General features: G+C 38.8%; 12 protein-coding genes. 9 read left to right on the top strand and 3 right to left on the bottom strand.

Annotated elements, in window-relative coordinates; translation table 11 throughout:
* Nucleotides 1-14: 14 nt before the first annotated feature.
* Together ACFSR6_RS13900 and ACFSR6_RS13895 are read right to left on the bottom strand one after the other, a co-directional pair.
* Entirely contained in the window at nucleotides 15-1,382 is a 1,368-nt protein-coding gene (locus ACFSR6_RS13900) for a RagB/SusD family nutrient uptake outer membrane protein (RefSeq protein WP_379079905.1), read from the bottom strand.
* Between the two features lie 12 nt (nucleotides 1,383-1,394).
* Entirely contained in the window at nucleotides 1,395-4,403 is a 3,009-nt protein-coding gene (locus tag ACFSR6_RS13895) for a SusC/RagA family TonB-linked outer membrane protein (RefSeq protein ID WP_379079903.1), read from the bottom strand.
* Nucleotides 4,404-4,602: 199 nt separating this feature from the next.
* On the opposite strand from ACFSR6_RS13895, the gene ACFSR6_RS13890 reads away from it, so the two are divergent.
* Complete coding sequence (locus ACFSR6_RS13890; RefSeq protein ID WP_029276197.1) at nucleotides 4,603-4,788, top strand: CsbD family protein; 186 nt, start codon at nucleotides 4,603-4,605, stop codon at nucleotides 4,786-4,788.
* Nucleotides 4,789-4,852: 64 nt separating this feature from the next.
* On the top strand, nucleotides 4,853-5,905 hold the full coding sequence (locus ACFSR6_RS13885; protein WP_379079901.1) for a glycoside hydrolase family 130 protein: 1,053 nt from the start codon (nucleotides 4,853-4,855) through the stop codon (nucleotides 5,903-5,905).
* Between the two features lie 156 nt (nucleotides 5,906-6,061).
* On the opposite strand, the gene ACFSR6_RS13880 is transcribed toward ACFSR6_RS13885, so the two are convergent.
* Nucleotides 6,062-8,995, bottom strand: a complete 2,934-nt coding sequence (locus tag ACFSR6_RS13880; RefSeq protein WP_379079899.1) for a M16 family metallopeptidase — start codon at nucleotides 8,993-8,995, stop codon at nucleotides 6,062-6,064.
* 218 nt (nucleotides 8,996-9,213) lie between these two features.
* Between ACFSR6_RS13880 and surE the strand changes: the two genes are divergently transcribed.
* The 7 genes from surE to ACFSR6_RS13845 all read left to right on the top strand — a co-directional run bounded on the left by surE (nucleotide 9,214) and on the right by ACFSR6_RS13845 (nucleotide 17,668).
* Nucleotides 9,214-10,059 (top strand): 5'/3'-nucleotidase SurE, encoded by an 846-nt coding sequence (surE, locus tag ACFSR6_RS13875; RefSeq protein ID WP_379079897.1) that lies wholly within the window; start codon nucleotides 9,214-9,216, stop codon nucleotides 10,057-10,059.
* A 3-nt stretch (nucleotides 10,060-10,062) separates the two neighbouring features.
* Nucleotides 10,063-10,335, top strand: a complete 273-nt coding sequence (locus ACFSR6_RS13870; RefSeq protein WP_379079895.1) for a stationary phase survival protein SurE — start codon at nucleotides 10,063-10,065, stop codon at nucleotides 10,333-10,335.
* A gap of 78 nt (nucleotides 10,336-10,413) precedes the next feature.
* The gene (lpxB, locus tag ACFSR6_RS13865) at nucleotides 10,414-11,517 is read left to right on the top strand and encodes a lipid-A-disaccharide synthase (RefSeq protein ID WP_379079893.1); all 1,104 of its coding nucleotides are present in this window, start codon (nucleotides 10,414-10,416) and stop codon (nucleotides 11,515-11,517) included.
* Nucleotides 11,518-11,658: 141 nt separating this feature from the next.
* Nucleotides 11,659-12,663 carry a LacI family DNA-binding transcriptional regulator gene (locus ACFSR6_RS13860; protein WP_379079891.1) on the top strand — a complete coding sequence of 335 codons (1,005 nt, stop codon included), beginning with the start codon at nucleotides 11,659-11,661 and terminating at the stop codon, nucleotides 12,661-12,663.
* Nucleotides 12,664-12,778: 115 nt separating this feature from the next.
* Complete coding sequence (locus ACFSR6_RS13855; protein ID WP_379079889.1) at nucleotides 12,779-12,913, top strand: hypothetical protein; 135 nt, start codon at nucleotides 12,779-12,781, stop codon at nucleotides 12,911-12,913.
* 76 nt (nucleotides 12,914-12,989) lie between these two features.
* Nucleotides 12,990-16,013, top strand: a complete 3,024-nt coding sequence (locus tag ACFSR6_RS13850) for a SusC/RagA family TonB-linked outer membrane protein (protein ID WP_379079887.1) — start codon at nucleotides 12,990-12,992, stop codon at nucleotides 16,011-16,013.
* An 11-nt stretch (nucleotides 16,014-16,024) separates the two neighbouring features.
* Entirely contained in the window at nucleotides 16,025-17,668 is a 1,644-nt protein-coding gene (locus ACFSR6_RS13845; RefSeq protein WP_379079885.1) for a RagB/SusD family nutrient uptake outer membrane protein, read from the top strand.
* The last annotated feature ends 18 nt before the right edge of the window (nucleotides 17,669-17,686 follow it).

Here is a 17,686-nt window from a genome sequence, read left to right as displayed (position 1 = left end):
ATTTATAGATTACACTAGTAACCTGGATTTTGCTTTAAAGCTTTATTCACATTGATTTCACGGTCTGGGATTGGGAAAACCAGCTTAGGGTCATCATAAGCATATGTGCCTATAGAACGTTTGGTACGTTTGTAATCGTGAAGTCTAAAGCCTTCATAATCCAATTCTTTTTCGCGTTCGTTTAAGATAATATTTAGGGTAGGCACCACATCTGCTAATCCGGCCCTTGCTCTAAGGGTATTGATATCACTGGCTGGCGTGGCACCTACAACTGTACCTAATCTGAAGTTACATTCAGCACGGATCAGGTATTGCTCGGTAATCCTACAAACCGGAATATTATCGTAAAAGCTGTACCATTTTTTGGTGAAAAGACCTGTTCTCGCACCCGTGCCATCATAAATCATTTCGGTTTGTCGTTTATCACCTGCTTCGAATGAGTCGTAAAAGGTAGTGTTTACCAGCGCATCGGCCCGACCAACATTTCCTCCCGTAGCATTTTGATAGCTTGCATAAAAAGTAGCTAGGCCATCGTTAGAGGTGCCTGCATTGCTTTGCTCGTTCTGTTTGATTTCAAAAATACCCTCACTTGAGTTTTTGGTTCTGAATGGTGCTTCAAGAGAATTGGTAATTAAATGATATGGGCTATTGGTAATAATATCGTTAGCCATATCTCTCGCTAATGCATATTTGCCCTCCTGTAAGTAAACCCTGGCCAAAAAAGCCTTGGCAGCATATTGATCATCAACTGAAGACAATTTTGTAATAGCAGATTTTAAATCATTTTCTACCGCAGCATATACTTCTGCAACGGTGTTCCTTGCAACAGAATTGGTTACATTATCGATGGTTTTAACAGCTTTTGTAATAATAGGAACGCCTAAATTTGTGTTAGTGCCAGATGCATCATAAGGTAGCGCATACAGTCTCACCAGTTCAAAGTGCATTATGCCTCTGATAAACAATGCTTTACCTTCAATCACACTTTTGGTGTTGGCATCTCCTACAACGTTTAGTGCAGAAATTACAATGTTTGCCGTGTTAATTGCGCTGTAAGCGGTTACCCAGGTTCTTCTTACATCAGCGTTATCTGATACAATGGTTTTGCTCGAAATGTTACGGTAAGTAGTAAAACTGCCACGCCATGTTAAATAGTTATCGCTGGCGTAAAGGTCAGGTATAAATACAAGGTTATTTCCATAAAGGTCGCCTGTTGCTAAAAAAGTATAGGCTCCTGTCAATGCATTTTGAACATCTGCGGTTGTATTTAATGCCACATTGGCATCTATATTTTGTTTAGGATCTATATCTAATTGTTTTTTACAGCTGGATATGCTCAAAACAATAAGAAATGCAGCTAATATATTTTTATAATTTTTCATATTCTAATGTTTTTATAAGCCAATGTTTACACCAAAAGTAATGGTTCTCGCCTGTGGTGGAGTGTAAAAATCGTGACCAAGTTGAATGTTATCAGACTGGAGATTGCCGCCACTAGGGGTGTTTACTTCAGGATCGTAACCTTTATAACCGGTTATGGTAAACAGGTTAAGGGCCGATGCAAATATTTTTACATTCTGTAATTTATATTTATTGGCAAATGTTTTAGGTATATTATAGCTAAAAACTACACTTTTTATCCTCAGGTAAGAACCATCCTGTATCCATCGTGACGATGGACTTGTTCCGTTACCTTCGTTAAACCTGGGTTGTGGAATAGGAGTATTACGGTTCGTCGGTGTCCAATAGTTTAACTGATCGATGGTTTGATTATCAAAATAATCGCCATTGGCAGATTGGAAAACACCTGCCATGTTATAAATGTCGTTACCAGAAACAAATTGTGCCTGTACATCCAGATCGAAGTTTTTGAAAGAGAAATGGTTTCCGAAACCACCGAAAAATTTAGGGTTAGGATCACCAAGTTTTTGATTTTGGGCAGTGGTATAATCGTTGGTTGTTGTCGTTCTTGAAGCATCTACGTAGTAAAGTGCATCTCCATTAGCCGGATCAACACCAGCATAAGCTTTTCCATAGAAATAACCCAAAGGCTCGCCAACTGCAACACGGCCCAAAAATCTTCCTCCCGGGTAAATTGGTTGATCATTAACCAAACGTAAAACCTTATTTCTGTTTAAGGAGATATTAAAAGAGGTAGACCATTTAAATTCTCCAACAAAGTTTCTGGTGTTTAAAGAGAACTCAAATCCACGGTTCTGCATATCGCCAATGTTTTGGGTAATCGACGAAAAACCATTTGTTGCTGCGATTGGTGCATTCAGCAATAAATCGGTTGTTTTCTTTTTATAATATTCAACCGTACCTGAAATCCGGTCTGAAAATAGACCAAAATCTAAACCTATATTGTAATTTGTGGTATTTTCCCAGCTTAAATTCGGATCGCCTAGTTGGCTTGGACGTGTGCCGCCTACACCAGCATAGTTAACGCCACGATATAAATTTCTCGAGGCAAAATCGCCAATTTCTGCATTACCTGTTAAACCATAACTTCCTCTTAGCTTTAATAGACTTAACCAATTACTTGATTTTAGAAACTCTTCCTGGTTAATGATCCAGCCTGCAGAAACTGCTGGGAAAGTTCCATACCGGTTATTCACACCAAATCTTGATGAACCATCCGTTCTTATCGAGGCGCTTAACAAGTATTTCTCATCATATTTATAATTTACCCTGGCCAGGTAAGAAACAAAAGTATGCCTTGTTTCTGAAGACTCACCTGCAGAAATTACCGCTGCACTTGCAATTTTGGTAAAACTATCTGATGGTAAAGTAGTTCCTGTTACTGATGAATACCTGAATTTTGTATCCTGAAAGGCAAAACCAGCTAATACATTCAAATTATGCTTTTCGTTAAAAATTTTGGTATAATTTAAGGTATTGTTTGTGTTAAAGTTGATGGATTTTGCCATGTAATCAGTTGAAGACCCTCCTGTACTGCCACCGTCCTGTGTTTTCGACCCTAAAAACTGCTCCTCTTCCAAGTTGTTGAAATCAAAACCATACTCACTTCTAAAAACTAAGTCAGGTATAATTTTTAAACTCGCATATGCATTTGCAAAGGTTCTGTAAGTAGTTGATAGGTTTTTACCATTATCATAATCGATTAAACTATTATAATAAACAGTAGAGCCATTTAACTGACCTGATGCATCACGTACTGGTTGAATAGGAGGTAAGGCATTTAATTGTAAAGGATTAGAGAAGGCATTATCAGTAGGGATACGATAATTATCTACTTTCGAAACATTGATTGCTCCGCCTACATCTAAAATTTTAGAAACTGTATGGTCTATACTTAAACGACCACCTGTACGTACATAACGGTTGCTAATGATGATCCCATCATTGTTATTGTAGTTTCCAGATAGCATGAACCTGGTTTTTGCATCACCACCATTAATGTTGATACTGTACTGTTGGGTATGTCCCCTTCTAAAAGCTTCGTTAACCCAATTGGTGTTGTTGTTGCTTGTCCAGTCATCTGTACCTGTATAATCTTTCCACATTTCTGCTGCATTGGCATAACTGCCATTATCATAGTTGTTATATTTAAAAGATGCATCAAACAATTGGCGATATTGGTCGGCATTTAAAAAATTGCCTTTTTTTGTTGGATCGCTAAATCCAGCATAATATCCAACATCAATATTGGTTCTTCCCTGCTTACCCTTTTTTGTAGTGATGAGAACAACCCCGTTTGATCCCCTTGCACCATAAATAGCTGCAGAAGCTGCATCTTTTAACACTTCCATCGATTCAATATCATCTGGGCTAATGGCTGCAAGTGGATTATCAGCTTCTGTATAGGTTCCTAATGCTTCACTTACAATAGGAACACCATCGATTACAAATAGTGGCTGGTTACTTGCTGAAATGGAAGAAATACCCCTTACACGAATCTGAAGTGCCTGTCCCAGTTTACCACTACCTGAGTTAATAAAAACACCAGGCGCTTTACCCTGTAAAGCACCCTCAACAGTTGGCACAGGTCTGTCTTTAAAATCATCAGCGGTAACCTTTGCAATAGATCCTGTTACATCACGCTTGTTCTGTGTACCATAACCTACCACAACCACATCGGATAAGGTATTATTATCTTCCTCAAGATTTATATTAATGGCTTGCCCGGTGATGGGCACTTCCTTGCTTTTGTAGCCGATAAAGCTAAAAACAAGTATTTTAGCATCGTCTGCAACAGTTAATTTAAAAGCTCCCGAGGCATCGCTTTGCGTGCCATTGGCTGGTGAGCCTTTCACAAATACGCTAACACCTGGGAGCGGTCCAGAGGTCGACGTTACTTTTCCGGTAATTACCTTGCCTTGTGCGAAAGCAAACGAAATTACGCAGAGAGATAAAATCATACTTAAGAGTAGTTTTTTCATCAAATCGTTGATTTAGTTAGTAATGTTTAATAATTGATAGAAATAATACCGTTAATATAAATAAAATCTACATAAACCTCCGAGAAAAAGACAAAATAGCGTTGTTATTTAGGTGATTTGCCGAAAAATGAAACAAAAAGCGGTTAAGGTTGTTGATTAACTTATATAATACATTATTCACAACAAAAAAAAACGAGCCATGGATAAGTTAGAATTAAAAGGAAAGTGGAATGAAATAAAAGGAAAAGTTAAGCAAGCTTATGCTGATTTAACAGACGATGATTTAAAGCATGAAGAGGGACAAGATGATGAATTGTTAGGAAAACTGCAACAAAAAACAGGAAAAGGAAGAGATGAACTGGTGAAATGGATAAATTCCTTATAATATCAATTCAATAACTAAACAGGCGGTCAGAATTTTGGCCGCCTGTCTGCTTTAAAAACACTTTATGGCTGACATAGCCCAGCGGTTCACACAAAATCCAATCTTATCTCCAAAAGATTTACCCCCCAGCAGGGAAGGCCTGGAGATCGTTTGCCTGCTAAATCCCGGTGTTTTTACATTTGATGGTAAAGTATGGCTGCTGATCCGGGTAGCTGAAAGACCCGAACAAAAACCCGGTATAATCTCTTTTCCAATTTTAAAGAAACATGGAATAGAAATTTTGGCCATCGAAGAAAATGATCCATTTTTAAATGCAACCGATCCGAGGGTAATTCATTACAGAGGTGCCGATTATCTAACCACTTTATCTCATTTAAGATTGGTTTGCAGCGATGACGGTATTCATTTTTATCAACCCGAAGAATTTCCGTTGTTACAGGGAGAAGGCAAAGACGAGATATTTGGAATTGAAGACTGCCGTGTTTCCTTTATTGATGATACTTATTATTTGACCTTTACGGCCGTTTCCGGGCATGGGGTTGGTGTGGGGATGCGGACCACCAAGAATTGGAAAGATTTCGAAAATCACGGGATGATCATTCCGCCTCATAATAAAGATTGCGCTTTATTTGAAGAACGTATAAATGGCAAATTTTATGCCTTGCACCGGCCCAGCAGTGTGGCTTTGGGCGGTAATTATATCTGGCTTGCCGAATCTCCTGATGGTATCCATTGGGGAAAACACCGGTGTATCATCAAAACCCGATCTGAGCTATGGGATAGTGCCCGTGTAGGCGCTGGTGCAGCACCAATCAAAACCGCAGAAGGATGGCTCGAAATATATCACGGCGCAAATGAAAGGCATCAGTATTGTTTAGGCGCGTTTCTAATGGATTTAAATGACCCATCAAAAGTACTGGCCAGAACCGAAGAACCGATTATGATACCCAAAGAAGATTACGAACTGCACGGTTTTTTTGGCGAGGTTGTATTTACAAATGGGCACATCGTTAACGGCGACGAGCTAACCATTTACTATGGTGCGGCTGATGAATTTGTTTGCGGGGCTAAGTTTTCAATAAAGGAAATTTTAGAAACACTTGTTTTTTACCACTAATTTTCAGCTGGCAATTATCAATGAGTTAACAAACTTTCTGCACCATGCCCACTAATGAACCCATGACTAGTGAACGAATGAACTAATAAACCAAATAAAAAAAGCGATTCCCCTCTCAGAGAATCGCTTTGGTTTTTAAGCTTTAGTCTTCGCTTCCTAGTATCCGAAAATCTGTTCCAGGCTTAATTTCGTAACCGGGCCAAATTTTGCTAAATCGGCCATGTTGATTTTCTTTTCAGAAGCAACGATACAATAGTTGTAAGGTTTGCCTGAAAGATTGTTTTGGTGGAATGATTTTACATCATTGAAAGTTAAAGGCTTTAGATTAGCATACTCATCAATCCTCGAATCATGATCAAATCCTAATTTCTTGTCAGACAGGTAATTGTATATAATGCCGTCTTTGGTGATGCGGCTCGTTTCAATACCGTTTAAAGAGTTGGTTTTAGATAAGTCGAATGATTTGTCAGACTCAGGCAAGGTGGTCAGCAATTCGTTCATACCCGCCACAGCCTCATTCATTTTATCAGCCTGCGTACCTACATAGGCAATGATGGTATTTTCTTTTTCTTTACTGTTTGGAGAAGAATATACGGCAAAGGTAGAATAAGCCAGGGCTTTAGATTCTCTGATGGTCTGGAATACCACAGAACCCATACCGCCACCAAAATAATTGTTGAATAAAGCAATTTTGGCTGAATTGGCAGGATCGTATAAACCGCTGTTGCGAACCCAACGGATTTCTGCCTGAACCATATCATAATCTGCAAAATAAACCTTGTTCGAATCGGTTTTGGTGTATACAAATTTTTTGATCGGCGCCGCATCGGTAAATTCTTTTGCCAATGGGTGTGCTTTTACAATATCAGCAGAAAATGCCGCCAATGTTTTTGGCCCGTAATAGGTAATGGTATGTTTGTAATTAGTAAGATTATGCAAGATGTAGATCAGGTCGGCTGATTTCATATTTTTGATCTCATCGTTGCTTAATCCATAATTAAAAGGGTTATCAGAACCATATTGTGCATAACTCATCAAACCACTCAATATCGAGCTTTTGTTCAATTTTGCATTTTCCCTCGATTTTAACAGACGTCCTTTTAAATCTTCTAGAGCTTTTTCGTTTGGCTTGCAGTGTGCTAAAACATCTTCAAGTAAAGCCACTGCTTTATCGAAATTCTCTTGCAAACCGCTGATAGAAACGGTAGTGACGTCGGTACCTACATTGACGTTATAGCTACAGGCAATGTTATAAAATGCTTTACTGATGTCTTCTGCAGAATATTTGTCTGTACTTAAGAAAGACAGGTATTGTGCAGCATATGGTAACAATTTGTAGTTATAAGAGCCCATATCAAAGCGGTAGCCCATACGGAAAATTCCATTTTCTGTATTCTGAACGGCAATTACATCGGCAATACCTGCTTTGCCAAACTGAAGATCTTTTGTATAATCCAAGAATTTAGGGGCAATTGGCTTTACCGGTTGTGCAATAATATTTTTGGTAAACGACGAAACCTCGTTGGTATTGGTTTTTACCGCTGTAATGGCTGGTTTTTCTACTTTGATGATGCTTTTGTCTTCACCTTTATGCTTTAAAACAGCAACATAATTGTTGATGAAAAATTTATTTGCAAAATCTACAATTTCTTTTTTGGTGATTTTACCCATGGCATCAGTTGAAGCCAGCGTTTTATCCCATTCGGTACCACGGTTTTGGATAAAAGCATTCATGGTAGCATCCGCGCGGACATCGTTATTATCGAAACCCTGCAGTTCGGCCAGTTTAATGTTGGCTACTGTCGCTTTGATTAAACTTTCATCAAATTCGCCTTTTTTAAGCAGTTCTACTTGCTCCAATAATAATTTCTGAGCTTCTTCCAAACTCTGGCCTGCTTTTGGCGAACCCGATAAAATAAAGATACCATAATCTTTCATCGAGTTATAACCCGCACCGGCACGCAACATTTTTTGTTGTTTGTTGATGTTGATATCCATTAAACCCGCTTTGCCATTAGATAAAATGCTGCCGATTAAATCCAATAATAAACTTTCGTGGGTGTTTTGTGCAAAACCCCTGTAGGCAACATATAAATTTTCAGCACTCGGACCATAAATATCAACTTTCTGAACCTGTGTTAATGGTTTCTCAGGAGCAGGGTTGTATAACGTTAAGGGCTTTGGCTTCATATAAGCAAAATCCTTATCAATTTTTTTGATCAGGTCGTCATAATTGATATCACCGCTCATAATTAAGGCCATATTGTTTGGCACATAATACTTATCGTAATATTTTCTGATTTCGATCAATGAAGGGTTTTTTAGGTGCTCAATGGTACCAATGGTAGTTTGTTGCCCGTAATTGTGGGTCGGGAAAAGCGAATACAGCATTTTCTCGTACATTTTACGTCCGTCATTATCCATTCCAATGTTTTTCTCTTCATAAACCGCTTCCAGCTCCGTATGGAAAATACGGAAAACCGGTGCACGGAAACGCTCCGCCTGTACCGCTAAAAACTTATCAATGGCATTTGATGGAAGATCTTCTTCATATACGGTTTCCTCTACCGAAGTATGAGCATTGGTACTATTACTTCCGATCGATTTCATCATTTTATCGTATTCATTTGCGATAGAATAATTCGAAGCTTCACCAGAAGTTTTATCGATTTCCTTATAAATCTCTTTACGCTTAACCGGATCGGTTGTTTTATTATAAGTTTCGTAAAGGGCCTCAATCTTATCGAGGTATGGTTTTTCCTTGGCGTAATTTAAAGTCCCGAACTTATCAGTTCCTTTGAATAAAAGGTGTTCTAAATAGTGAGCCAACCCCGTATTGGTACGAGGATCGGTATTGCTACCGGCCCTAACCGCCATCTTGTAGGTAATGTTAGGCTCTTTATTGTTTTGTGATAGGATTACCGTTAAACCATTTTTTAAAGTATAGAAGCGGCTTTTGGTTGGGTCGTTGGTTACATATTTATAAGTATAACCACCTGATGTTCCTGTTTTCCACTGATAGGTTGTTTGCGCTTGCGCTATAGTACCTGTAATCAGAAAACAAGCTAAAGTAAATAGTTTGAATTTCATTGTTTGGTTTGGTTTTATGATCATGATAGTACCCGGTTGTTAGATAAATCCGAATACGATATTCATTTTTAATAAGTTATTTATCCAAATATAAAGGCTTTCCCTCACCGAATGAAAATATTTTTTATTTAATAACTAAAAGAGTAGGAATAAATGATTCCGGCATATAAATCATGCTTTGTTACGCCCTCAAATAATAATTCTGTATTTTTACCGACATGACGAAGCAAGGCACAAAACCAAATATTTTAGTTGTAAATGACGATGGCATTACAGCAACGGGGATCAAGAATTTAATGGAGGTAATGCAGGAGCTGGGTAATGTAGTGGTGGTTGCCCCAGATAGTCCGCAGAGCGGGATGGGACATGCCATAACCATTGGTAAACCAATCCGCTTTGATAAAGTAGAGCTTTACGAAGGGGTAGAAATGTACAAATGCAGTGGTACCCCGGTTGACTGTGTTAAACTTGCTGTAAATAAGATTTTTAAGGGTAAAAAACCCGATTTATGTGTTTCCGGAATCAACCATGGATTGAATAACTCCATTAATGTATTGTATTCAGGTACCATGTCAGCTGCGGTAGAAGGGGCTATTGAAAAAATCCCATCCATTGGTTTCTCTTTGGATGATTTTGCTGCAGATGCCGATTTTAGTCATACCAAAAAGTACATTAAAAGTATCTGTGAGCAGGTTTTGGCAAACGGTTTACCGGAAGGAACTTTATTAAATGTCAATTTCCCCAAAGGAAATAACCTGAAAGGCGTTAAAATCTGCCGCCAGGCCAATGCAAAATGGATGGAAGAGTTTGATGAAAGGACAGATCCTTACAAGCGACCGTATTATTGGTTAACCGGCGTTTTCGAAAATTTTGATAAAGGAGAAGACACCGATGTTTGGGCATTGGAGCATAACTACGTTTCTATTGTTCCTGTTCAGTTCGATTTAACAGCGCATCATGCTATCCAAACGTTAAACAGCTGGGATTTTATTGGAAAGAATGATGCTGGATCTGGCAATACAGGTACGAAAGTTTCGGCACCTGATGGTATTAATTTAGGTTAAGCAATGATGGATCGCTTAAAAAGTCTGAATAATTCGGTATGGGTTGGTTTGGGGATAGGTTTACTTGTGCCTGCAGTGTGTTGTTCCATTGCCTGGTACCTGATTCACCATGTGGCTTATCTGTCAAAAGCTCATCTCCTGTACATTGGTGGGATTGCAGTAAATGCCTATACTATGCAAACATTTTTTAAATATAATAAAGAGAATATTGGCAGAGGTATTTTAGCTGCAACGTTTTTGTGTGCTTTTATATTCTTTGCTTATAAAGTTTTTTAGCAACGGAAAATGTAAGATGGAAAAGAGATTAAGGTGATTATACCTTCCAGAGGACATCTACATCATACCTGACAAATTATGAAATATTACCTCGTAGCCGGAGAAGCCTCGGGCGATTTACACGGAGCCAATTTAATGAAAGCCTTAAAAAAGGAAGATGGCGAAGCTGCGTTCAGGTATTTCGGCGGAGATAAAATGCAGGCCGAAGGCGGAGAGTTGGTTAAACACTATGCCGACATGGCTTTTATGGGGTTTACAGAGGTGCTTTTAAATTTAAGAACTATTTTTAGAAACCTTAAAGCCTGTAAAGAAGACCTTATAAAATGGAAGCCTGATGCATTGATTTTGATCGATTTCCCTGGCTTTAACTTAAAAATAGCTGAATTTGCAAAATCCGAAGGCATCAAGGTATGTTATTATATTTCACCCAAAGTTTGGGCTTGGAACCAGAAAAGGGTGCTCAAAATAAAAAGAATTGTCGACTACATGTTCTGTATTCTGCCCTTCGAAGTCGATTTTTACAAGGAATGGGGCATGAAGGTAGATTATGTAGGCAATCCGCTTTTGGATGAAATTGCACAGTTTACACCCGATGTAAACTTTAGTGAAGACAACCAATTTGGAGATGAAAAAATTATTGCCCTCTTGCCCGGTAGCCGCAAACAGGAAATAGAACGTTTACTACCGGTAATGTTGAGCGTAACGGAAAATTATCCTGATTATATTTTTGCTATTGCAGCAGCTCCAACTTTTAGCCAGTCTTATTACGATCAGTTTACCGGAGGTAAAAAAGTTAAACTTCTTTTTAACAATACCTATAATTTATTGCATCATGCCCATGCAGCCATTGTGGCTTCGGGAACGGCCACGCTGGAAACAGCACTGTTTAAAGTGCCGCAGGTGGTGGTATATAAAGGAGGTACCATTTCGATAGCAATAGCCAGGATGCTGGTTAAAATTAAGTTCATCTCTTTGGTTAACCTGATCGTAAACAGAAAGATCGTAACAGAACTGATTCAGGAAGATTGTAATCCCAAAAAGTTAAGCGAGGAACTTAAAATTATTTTAAGTGGCGAAGGCAGGAGTGAGATGTTGAAACATTACGGCGAATTGCTTTTATTGATGGGAGAACCTGGTGCTTCGGCCAAAACAGCCAGTTTAATTATAGCCTACCTGCGCTAAACATTCAATTCTATCAGTATTAATAAACGTTTCTAAGACGATTAATATAAAAAATGTTAAATTGCACTTTATAGTGTTAAAATTTAAAGCTGTAATTTTTATTTAACTTTAAATCGATTAAATCAAAAGAAATTCAAGCCAATGAAATCGCTTTCTATCAAAGACATAGCCATAAAAGCAAATGTATCTATTACAACCGTTTCGTTCATCATCAACGGTAAAGCAAAAGATAAATCGATAAGCGATGCAGTAATAGAGAAAGTTGAAAAAATCATTGAAGAAAGCGGTTATAAGCCTAATCAGATTGCAAGAAGTTTAAGGACCGGTAATTCCAACATTATCGGTTTAATTATCGAAGATATCTCCAATTCGTTCTTCTCCAGAATTGCACGGTTAATAGAAGATAAAGCCTACAAAAAAGGATATAAAATTATTTATTCCAGTACAGAAAATAGTGTCGACAAAGCGAAAGAACTGATCAACATGTTTAAATCGCGAAAGGTTGATGCCTATATCATTTCTCCAATAAAAGGAATAGAAGAAGATATTCAAATGCTCCTGGATGATGGAAACCCCGTAATCCTGTTCGACAGGAATTTGCCGGAGGTTAATGTCAGTTACGTTGGAGCCGATCATTTTAATGCCTCGTACCAATCCATACAGAATTTCATCGATCAGGGTAAAAAGAATATAGCTTTGGTTACCACCGATATTAATGTTGAGCAGATTGTTGAGCGTTACGATGGTTATAAAAAAGCCCTTGAGGATAATGGAATCAAGTACGATGAAAGCCTTGTGCTTAAAATACATTTTAACCAGGAAGAAGGCGAAACCATTGCACAGATTAAGGAGTTACTTCAGCATAAACAGATAGATGCTGTGCTTTTTGCAACCAATTACCTGGCAATCAGTGGCCTAAAAGTGTTAAAACAGATCAATAAAGCAGTAGGAGATGATTTTGGCGTGATTGCCTATGATGATCATGAAGCATTCGAATTGCATACTCCCCGTATTTCTGCTATTCAACAACCCCTCGAAGAAATAGCCGAAACCATTATTAAACTCATTTTAAGCCAGCTTTCTACAAAAAGTAAATTACCAGCTGAAGAAGTAATTATCCCTTCCCGTTTAGTGCTTAGAGACTAAAAAGCCCACTCTTAGCCATTTGTCATAAATTTTTTACTTACTAAAACGTTTTATTATAATTTATAATTTTTATTATTGATTTGCTAAAACGTTTTAGCCTTACCAATATAATTTTATGAGCATTATGGCAGTTCCCCGACTGATTGTTAACGGATTGCATCAACTTCAGAAATGGATCTTATCTCCGGGATCTTCTGTTGTGATCCAGCTAAACCTTAACAACGATAAAACAATGGATATCAGGTACTAACAAGGTCAGGCCATTGCTTTTCAGATAAAAAACCAGAAACAATAACTAATCATTTATAATTAAAACAAAACCGTTAATGAAAATTAATTTACTCAAAATTACGGGACTGTCTGCTGCCATTGTGTTGCTGAACAGTCCTGCGTTTTCAATGAATCCGGAGTGGGAAGGTACACGGAGGTTCTTGAATAGAAACGTGCCCGGCGGGCGCGTTCAGGTGCAAAAAAATGTAACCGGAACGGTGATCGACGAAAATGGCCAGCCAGTTCCAGGTGCCGGAATTAAAAATCAAAGTACGGGTAAAACAACTGTAACCGATGTTGCCGGAAAATTTGTGATCGAAGCCAGTGCCGGGCAAGTGCTTCGTTTTACCTACATCGGTTACGAAACACAGAATATCACTGTGGGAGAGTCGTCGGTCATTAATGTAAAACTTGCTGTCTCTAAAAATACCAATTTAGAGGAAGTAACTGTTGTTGCTGTTGGTTACGGTACACAATTGCAAAAAGAAGTAACGTCAGCAGTTGCGCACGTCGGATCTGAGGATTTCAGGCAAAGTGGTTCAAGAAATGCGCTGGATCTGATCCAGGGTAAGGTAGCAGGCTTAAACATTACCCGTAGTGGTTCTAACCCGAACTCCGGTGTTAGTGTGCAGCTTCGTGGTGTGGTTACCGTAACCGGAAGCTCGAGCCCCTTATTTGTAATTGATGGAATTCCTGGTGGTAACCCAGATTTATTGCAACAAGACGATATTGAATCAATAGACGTATTAAAAGATGGTTCAGCTGCTGCAATCTACGGTTCCAGTGCCAATGCAGGTGTAATTTTAATTACCACTAAAAAAGGTAAAGCCGGACCTCCGCAATTTAACTATTCGGGTTATGCACGAAAAGAATATTATAACCAATGGTTAGATTTTCTAACACCAGCTCAGTATAAGGAAAAAATTGCATCGGGCGAGATTAAGCAACAAAACTTCGGAAGTGAAACCAATTTCGTTGATCAGTTAATTAATCATGACAACCTGACTCAAAACCATAACTTAAACTTTAGCGGAGGTACCGATAAAACCAGCTACAGGGCCAGTATCAACTACCGCGATTTACAGGGTATTGCTAAAGAAAACAGCCGCGAAGAGTATACATTAAGGTTTAACATCAACCAAACCGGTTTAGATAACAGGTTAAAAATTCAGGCCAATTTGGTAACCAACTTTAACAGGGCCAACCTCCTTGGTGGTGGTGGCTGGGAAAGCGAGCAAACCAAAAATCCTACTTTATCTAACTATAACCCTGACGGAACTTATCGTTTCGATTTAACCAGTACCAACGAGTTCGCCCGTTTGTTCCAGGAAACATCTTATCGTAAACAACAAACCAGCTCGGCAGATGTGAAAGCCGATTTAGACATTGTTGAAGGTTTAAAAGCTTCTATTTTTGGTTCGGTAACCCGTGATAACCGTTACGACGGACAATATCGCCTGAAAGCCAGTGAAAACTCTGTAGAAAACACTGATTTTCCAGGTGGTGGTTATGCTTATAAAGGCGATTACCTATCGCAGGCATGGGCAGTAGAGCCAACTTTGCAATACAGCAAAACCATCGCATCAAAGCACAATTTAAACGCTTTAGTAGGTTATAGCTATCGTTATTTCATGGAGGAAAGCTCAAGTGCATCCAACCGTGGATTCATTAACGACTTATTTCACGAAGATAACTTAGGTCAGGGTGCTGCTCTGGGCGTAGGTAAAGCTTCGATGAGCAGTGGTAAAAACGATAACACCCTAATCGCTTTCTTTGGAAGGATCAACTATAACTACGATGGTAAATATTTGTTAACCGCTATTTTAAGAAGAGAAGGTTCATCACGCTTCGGTGCCAATAACAAATGGGGTAATTTCCCGGCAGTTTCGGCAGCATGGAACGTTACTCAGGAAGATTTCATGAGAAACATTAACTGGGTAAATAACTTAAAGTTAAGAGTGGGTTACGGTGAAACGGGTAACAGTGGTTTCTCAAACAACGCATCGAGGGTAACCCTTGGTGGCGGGGGTAGGTATTTATACCCGGATGGCCAGTATCTTGAAACTTATGGTCCAAACCGGAACCCCAATCCAAACCTGAAATGGGAAACCAAAAGGGAAACTAACATTGGTCTTGAATTTAGCGTGTTGAAAAGTAAGCTATCAGGATCAATAGACTTGTTTAAACGTACTACTAAAGATTTATTGGATACTTATACCTCTCCTCAACCTCCGTTTGTTCAAAGTTCTATTTATACCAACGTAGGTACAATTTCGTCAAAAGGTATTGAGTTGGCATTAAGTTATGCGGCATTCAGAACAAAAGATTTCAGTTGGGATATTGATGCAACGGCTAGTACATTAAGAAATACTTTAGATTCTTATTCAAACGATGAGTATAAAATTTTATACAAAACCTTTGGCGGAATTGGTGGTGCTGGTGCATTAGGTGATGCAATTGTAACTTACGAAGGTGGTGCTTTGGGCGAATTCTGGGGTAAAAAATTCGCAGGTTTTACTTCTGATGGTAAATGGTTATTCTACAACAGAAATGGCCAGGCTGTACCAAATGCACAGATCAATAATTCAAGAGATAAAAATGTAACAGATTTACAAATGATTGGTAATGCCATTCCTAAGTATTACGCATCAATGGCACATAATTTCAGGTATAAACAATTTGATTTACGTGTTTTCTTAAGAGGCAAATTCGATTACGATATCTTAAACAGAAATGCACTTTCTTATGCAAACAAAACCTGGTCTGGTAACCTCTTAACCAGCACCTTCGATAAATACAGCCAAATCAATGATACCTATATGTATTCAGACTACTATTTGGAAAAAGGAAGCTATGTTAAGTTGGATGAGGTAACCATTGGTTACAACTTTAAATTAAAAACCAAATTAATTAGAAACATGCGCATTTATGCAACCGGACAAAACTTAGCCACCATTACTGGTTACACCGGTAGCGATCCTGATTTTATTGCCGATAACGGTACCGGACCAGGTGTAGATAACAGTGGGGCATATCCAAGTACCCGTTCTTTCTTGTTTGGATTAAATGTTGGATTTTAAAGAATAATAAAATGAAAAATAAATCAATCATATATGGTGTGCTTGCAGGTATACTGAGTATTACAAGTGCTTGTACAAAACTGGATGAAAACGCATACGATCAGTTATTAACAGATAATTTTTATAATAATAAAACTGAGGTTTTATCGGCCGTGTTAAGGCCATACACCCACGCCAATGCATGGGTTACTCCTTCCGGTCAGGATGGCTGGTGGCGTTTAGCTGAGCTTTCTGGCGATCAGCTGGCCTGGCCAACAAAAGGCCGCCATGGTGAAGATGGCGGCAAATGGAAAAGATTGCACTACCATACCTGGACTACTGACGAAGGTGGAATTAACAATGCCTGGTCTTTAATGTTCTGGGGTATGGGCTTGTGTAATGACCCGATTGAAAATATCGAAAAACGCGATATCGGCCAGATGGGACTTACGCAAGTTGAAAAAGATGCCTTTATTGCCGAATTGAAGTTATTAAGAGCGTTCCACTATTTAAAATTAATGGATTTGTTCGGTAATATTCCGGTGGTTACACAGGTAGGTATTCCTGCAAAACCGGCAACAAAATCTCGTAAAGAAGTATTTGATTTTATCGAATCAGAGATTAAATCGAACATCGATAAAGCACCTAAACTTTCGCGCGGTATGCTGGGGCGTATGAGCCAGGCCGGTGGTTATGCTATGTTGGTAGAACTTTACTTAAATGCCGAGGTTTGGACCGGAACACCACGTTGGGATGATTGTATTGCTGCAGCCAATAAATTAATTTCAGGCGAAGCTGGTGCACAGAATGGTGTAATGGCACTTGATCCGAACATCACAGATCAGTTTAAAACCACTAACGATTTATCTAAAGAGGTTATTTTCTCTATTGCCTATAACTATAGTATAGCTAACTTCCAGCCATCATGGCCAGGCGAATTCTACCATTTTAAACAACAGCAAATTTATGGCGGTGGTAGAAATGGTAACGATGGTATTGTGTTAATACCGGGCGTTTTTACCACTTACGAAGATGCTGATTTAAGAAAAAGAACTTGGCTTTTAGAAGGTCCGATGTTTCAGTTTGTTGATCCAACTCAACCGGTTCTGGCATCTGAAGAATATAACGGATCTCAATTGGTATTTGTCGATAATATCCGTAAAAACAAAACGGGTTCTACGGTGAGTAACATGAGCGAAGGTGAAGAAAACTCGGGTGTTCGTTTTAACAAATATAAATTGGGTAACCAGTTTGCCGGTCCGGGTGGTGTGCCGGCTATTGACCCGAATTACAACAATGGCGACTGGAATATCTACCGTTTAACCATGATTTATTTCGCCAAGGCAGAAGCAATTATGCGCAAGAATGGGGGAGTAGCCACGGCAGAAGCTGTACAGTTAATTAACGATTGTAAAAAACGTGCATTCAGCGATGCTGATTTTGCTACACGTGCCTATACTACGGCATCGTTAACACTTGATGAGTTGTTAGCTGAAAGAGGAAGAGAATTTATTTTCGAAGGAATGAGAAGAGATGATCTTATCCGTTTTGGAAAATTTACTACCGGCAGCTGGTGGGACCACACACCAACGGTTGCTACGAAAGCACTTTATCCAATTCCTCAGGTTCAACGTAGTTTGAACGGGAATTTAACTCAAAACCCTGGTTATAACTAAAACCGAAAAAGGTGCTCA

Source organism: Pedobacter vanadiisoli (genome assembly GCF_042684385.1).
Lineage (GTDB): Bacteria > Bacteroidota > Bacteroidia > Sphingobacteriales > Sphingobacteriaceae > Pedobacter > Pedobacter vanadiisoli.
The sequence above is the reverse complement of the archived record's forward strand: the minus strand, read 5'-3'. Positions and strand labels throughout refer to the sequence as shown.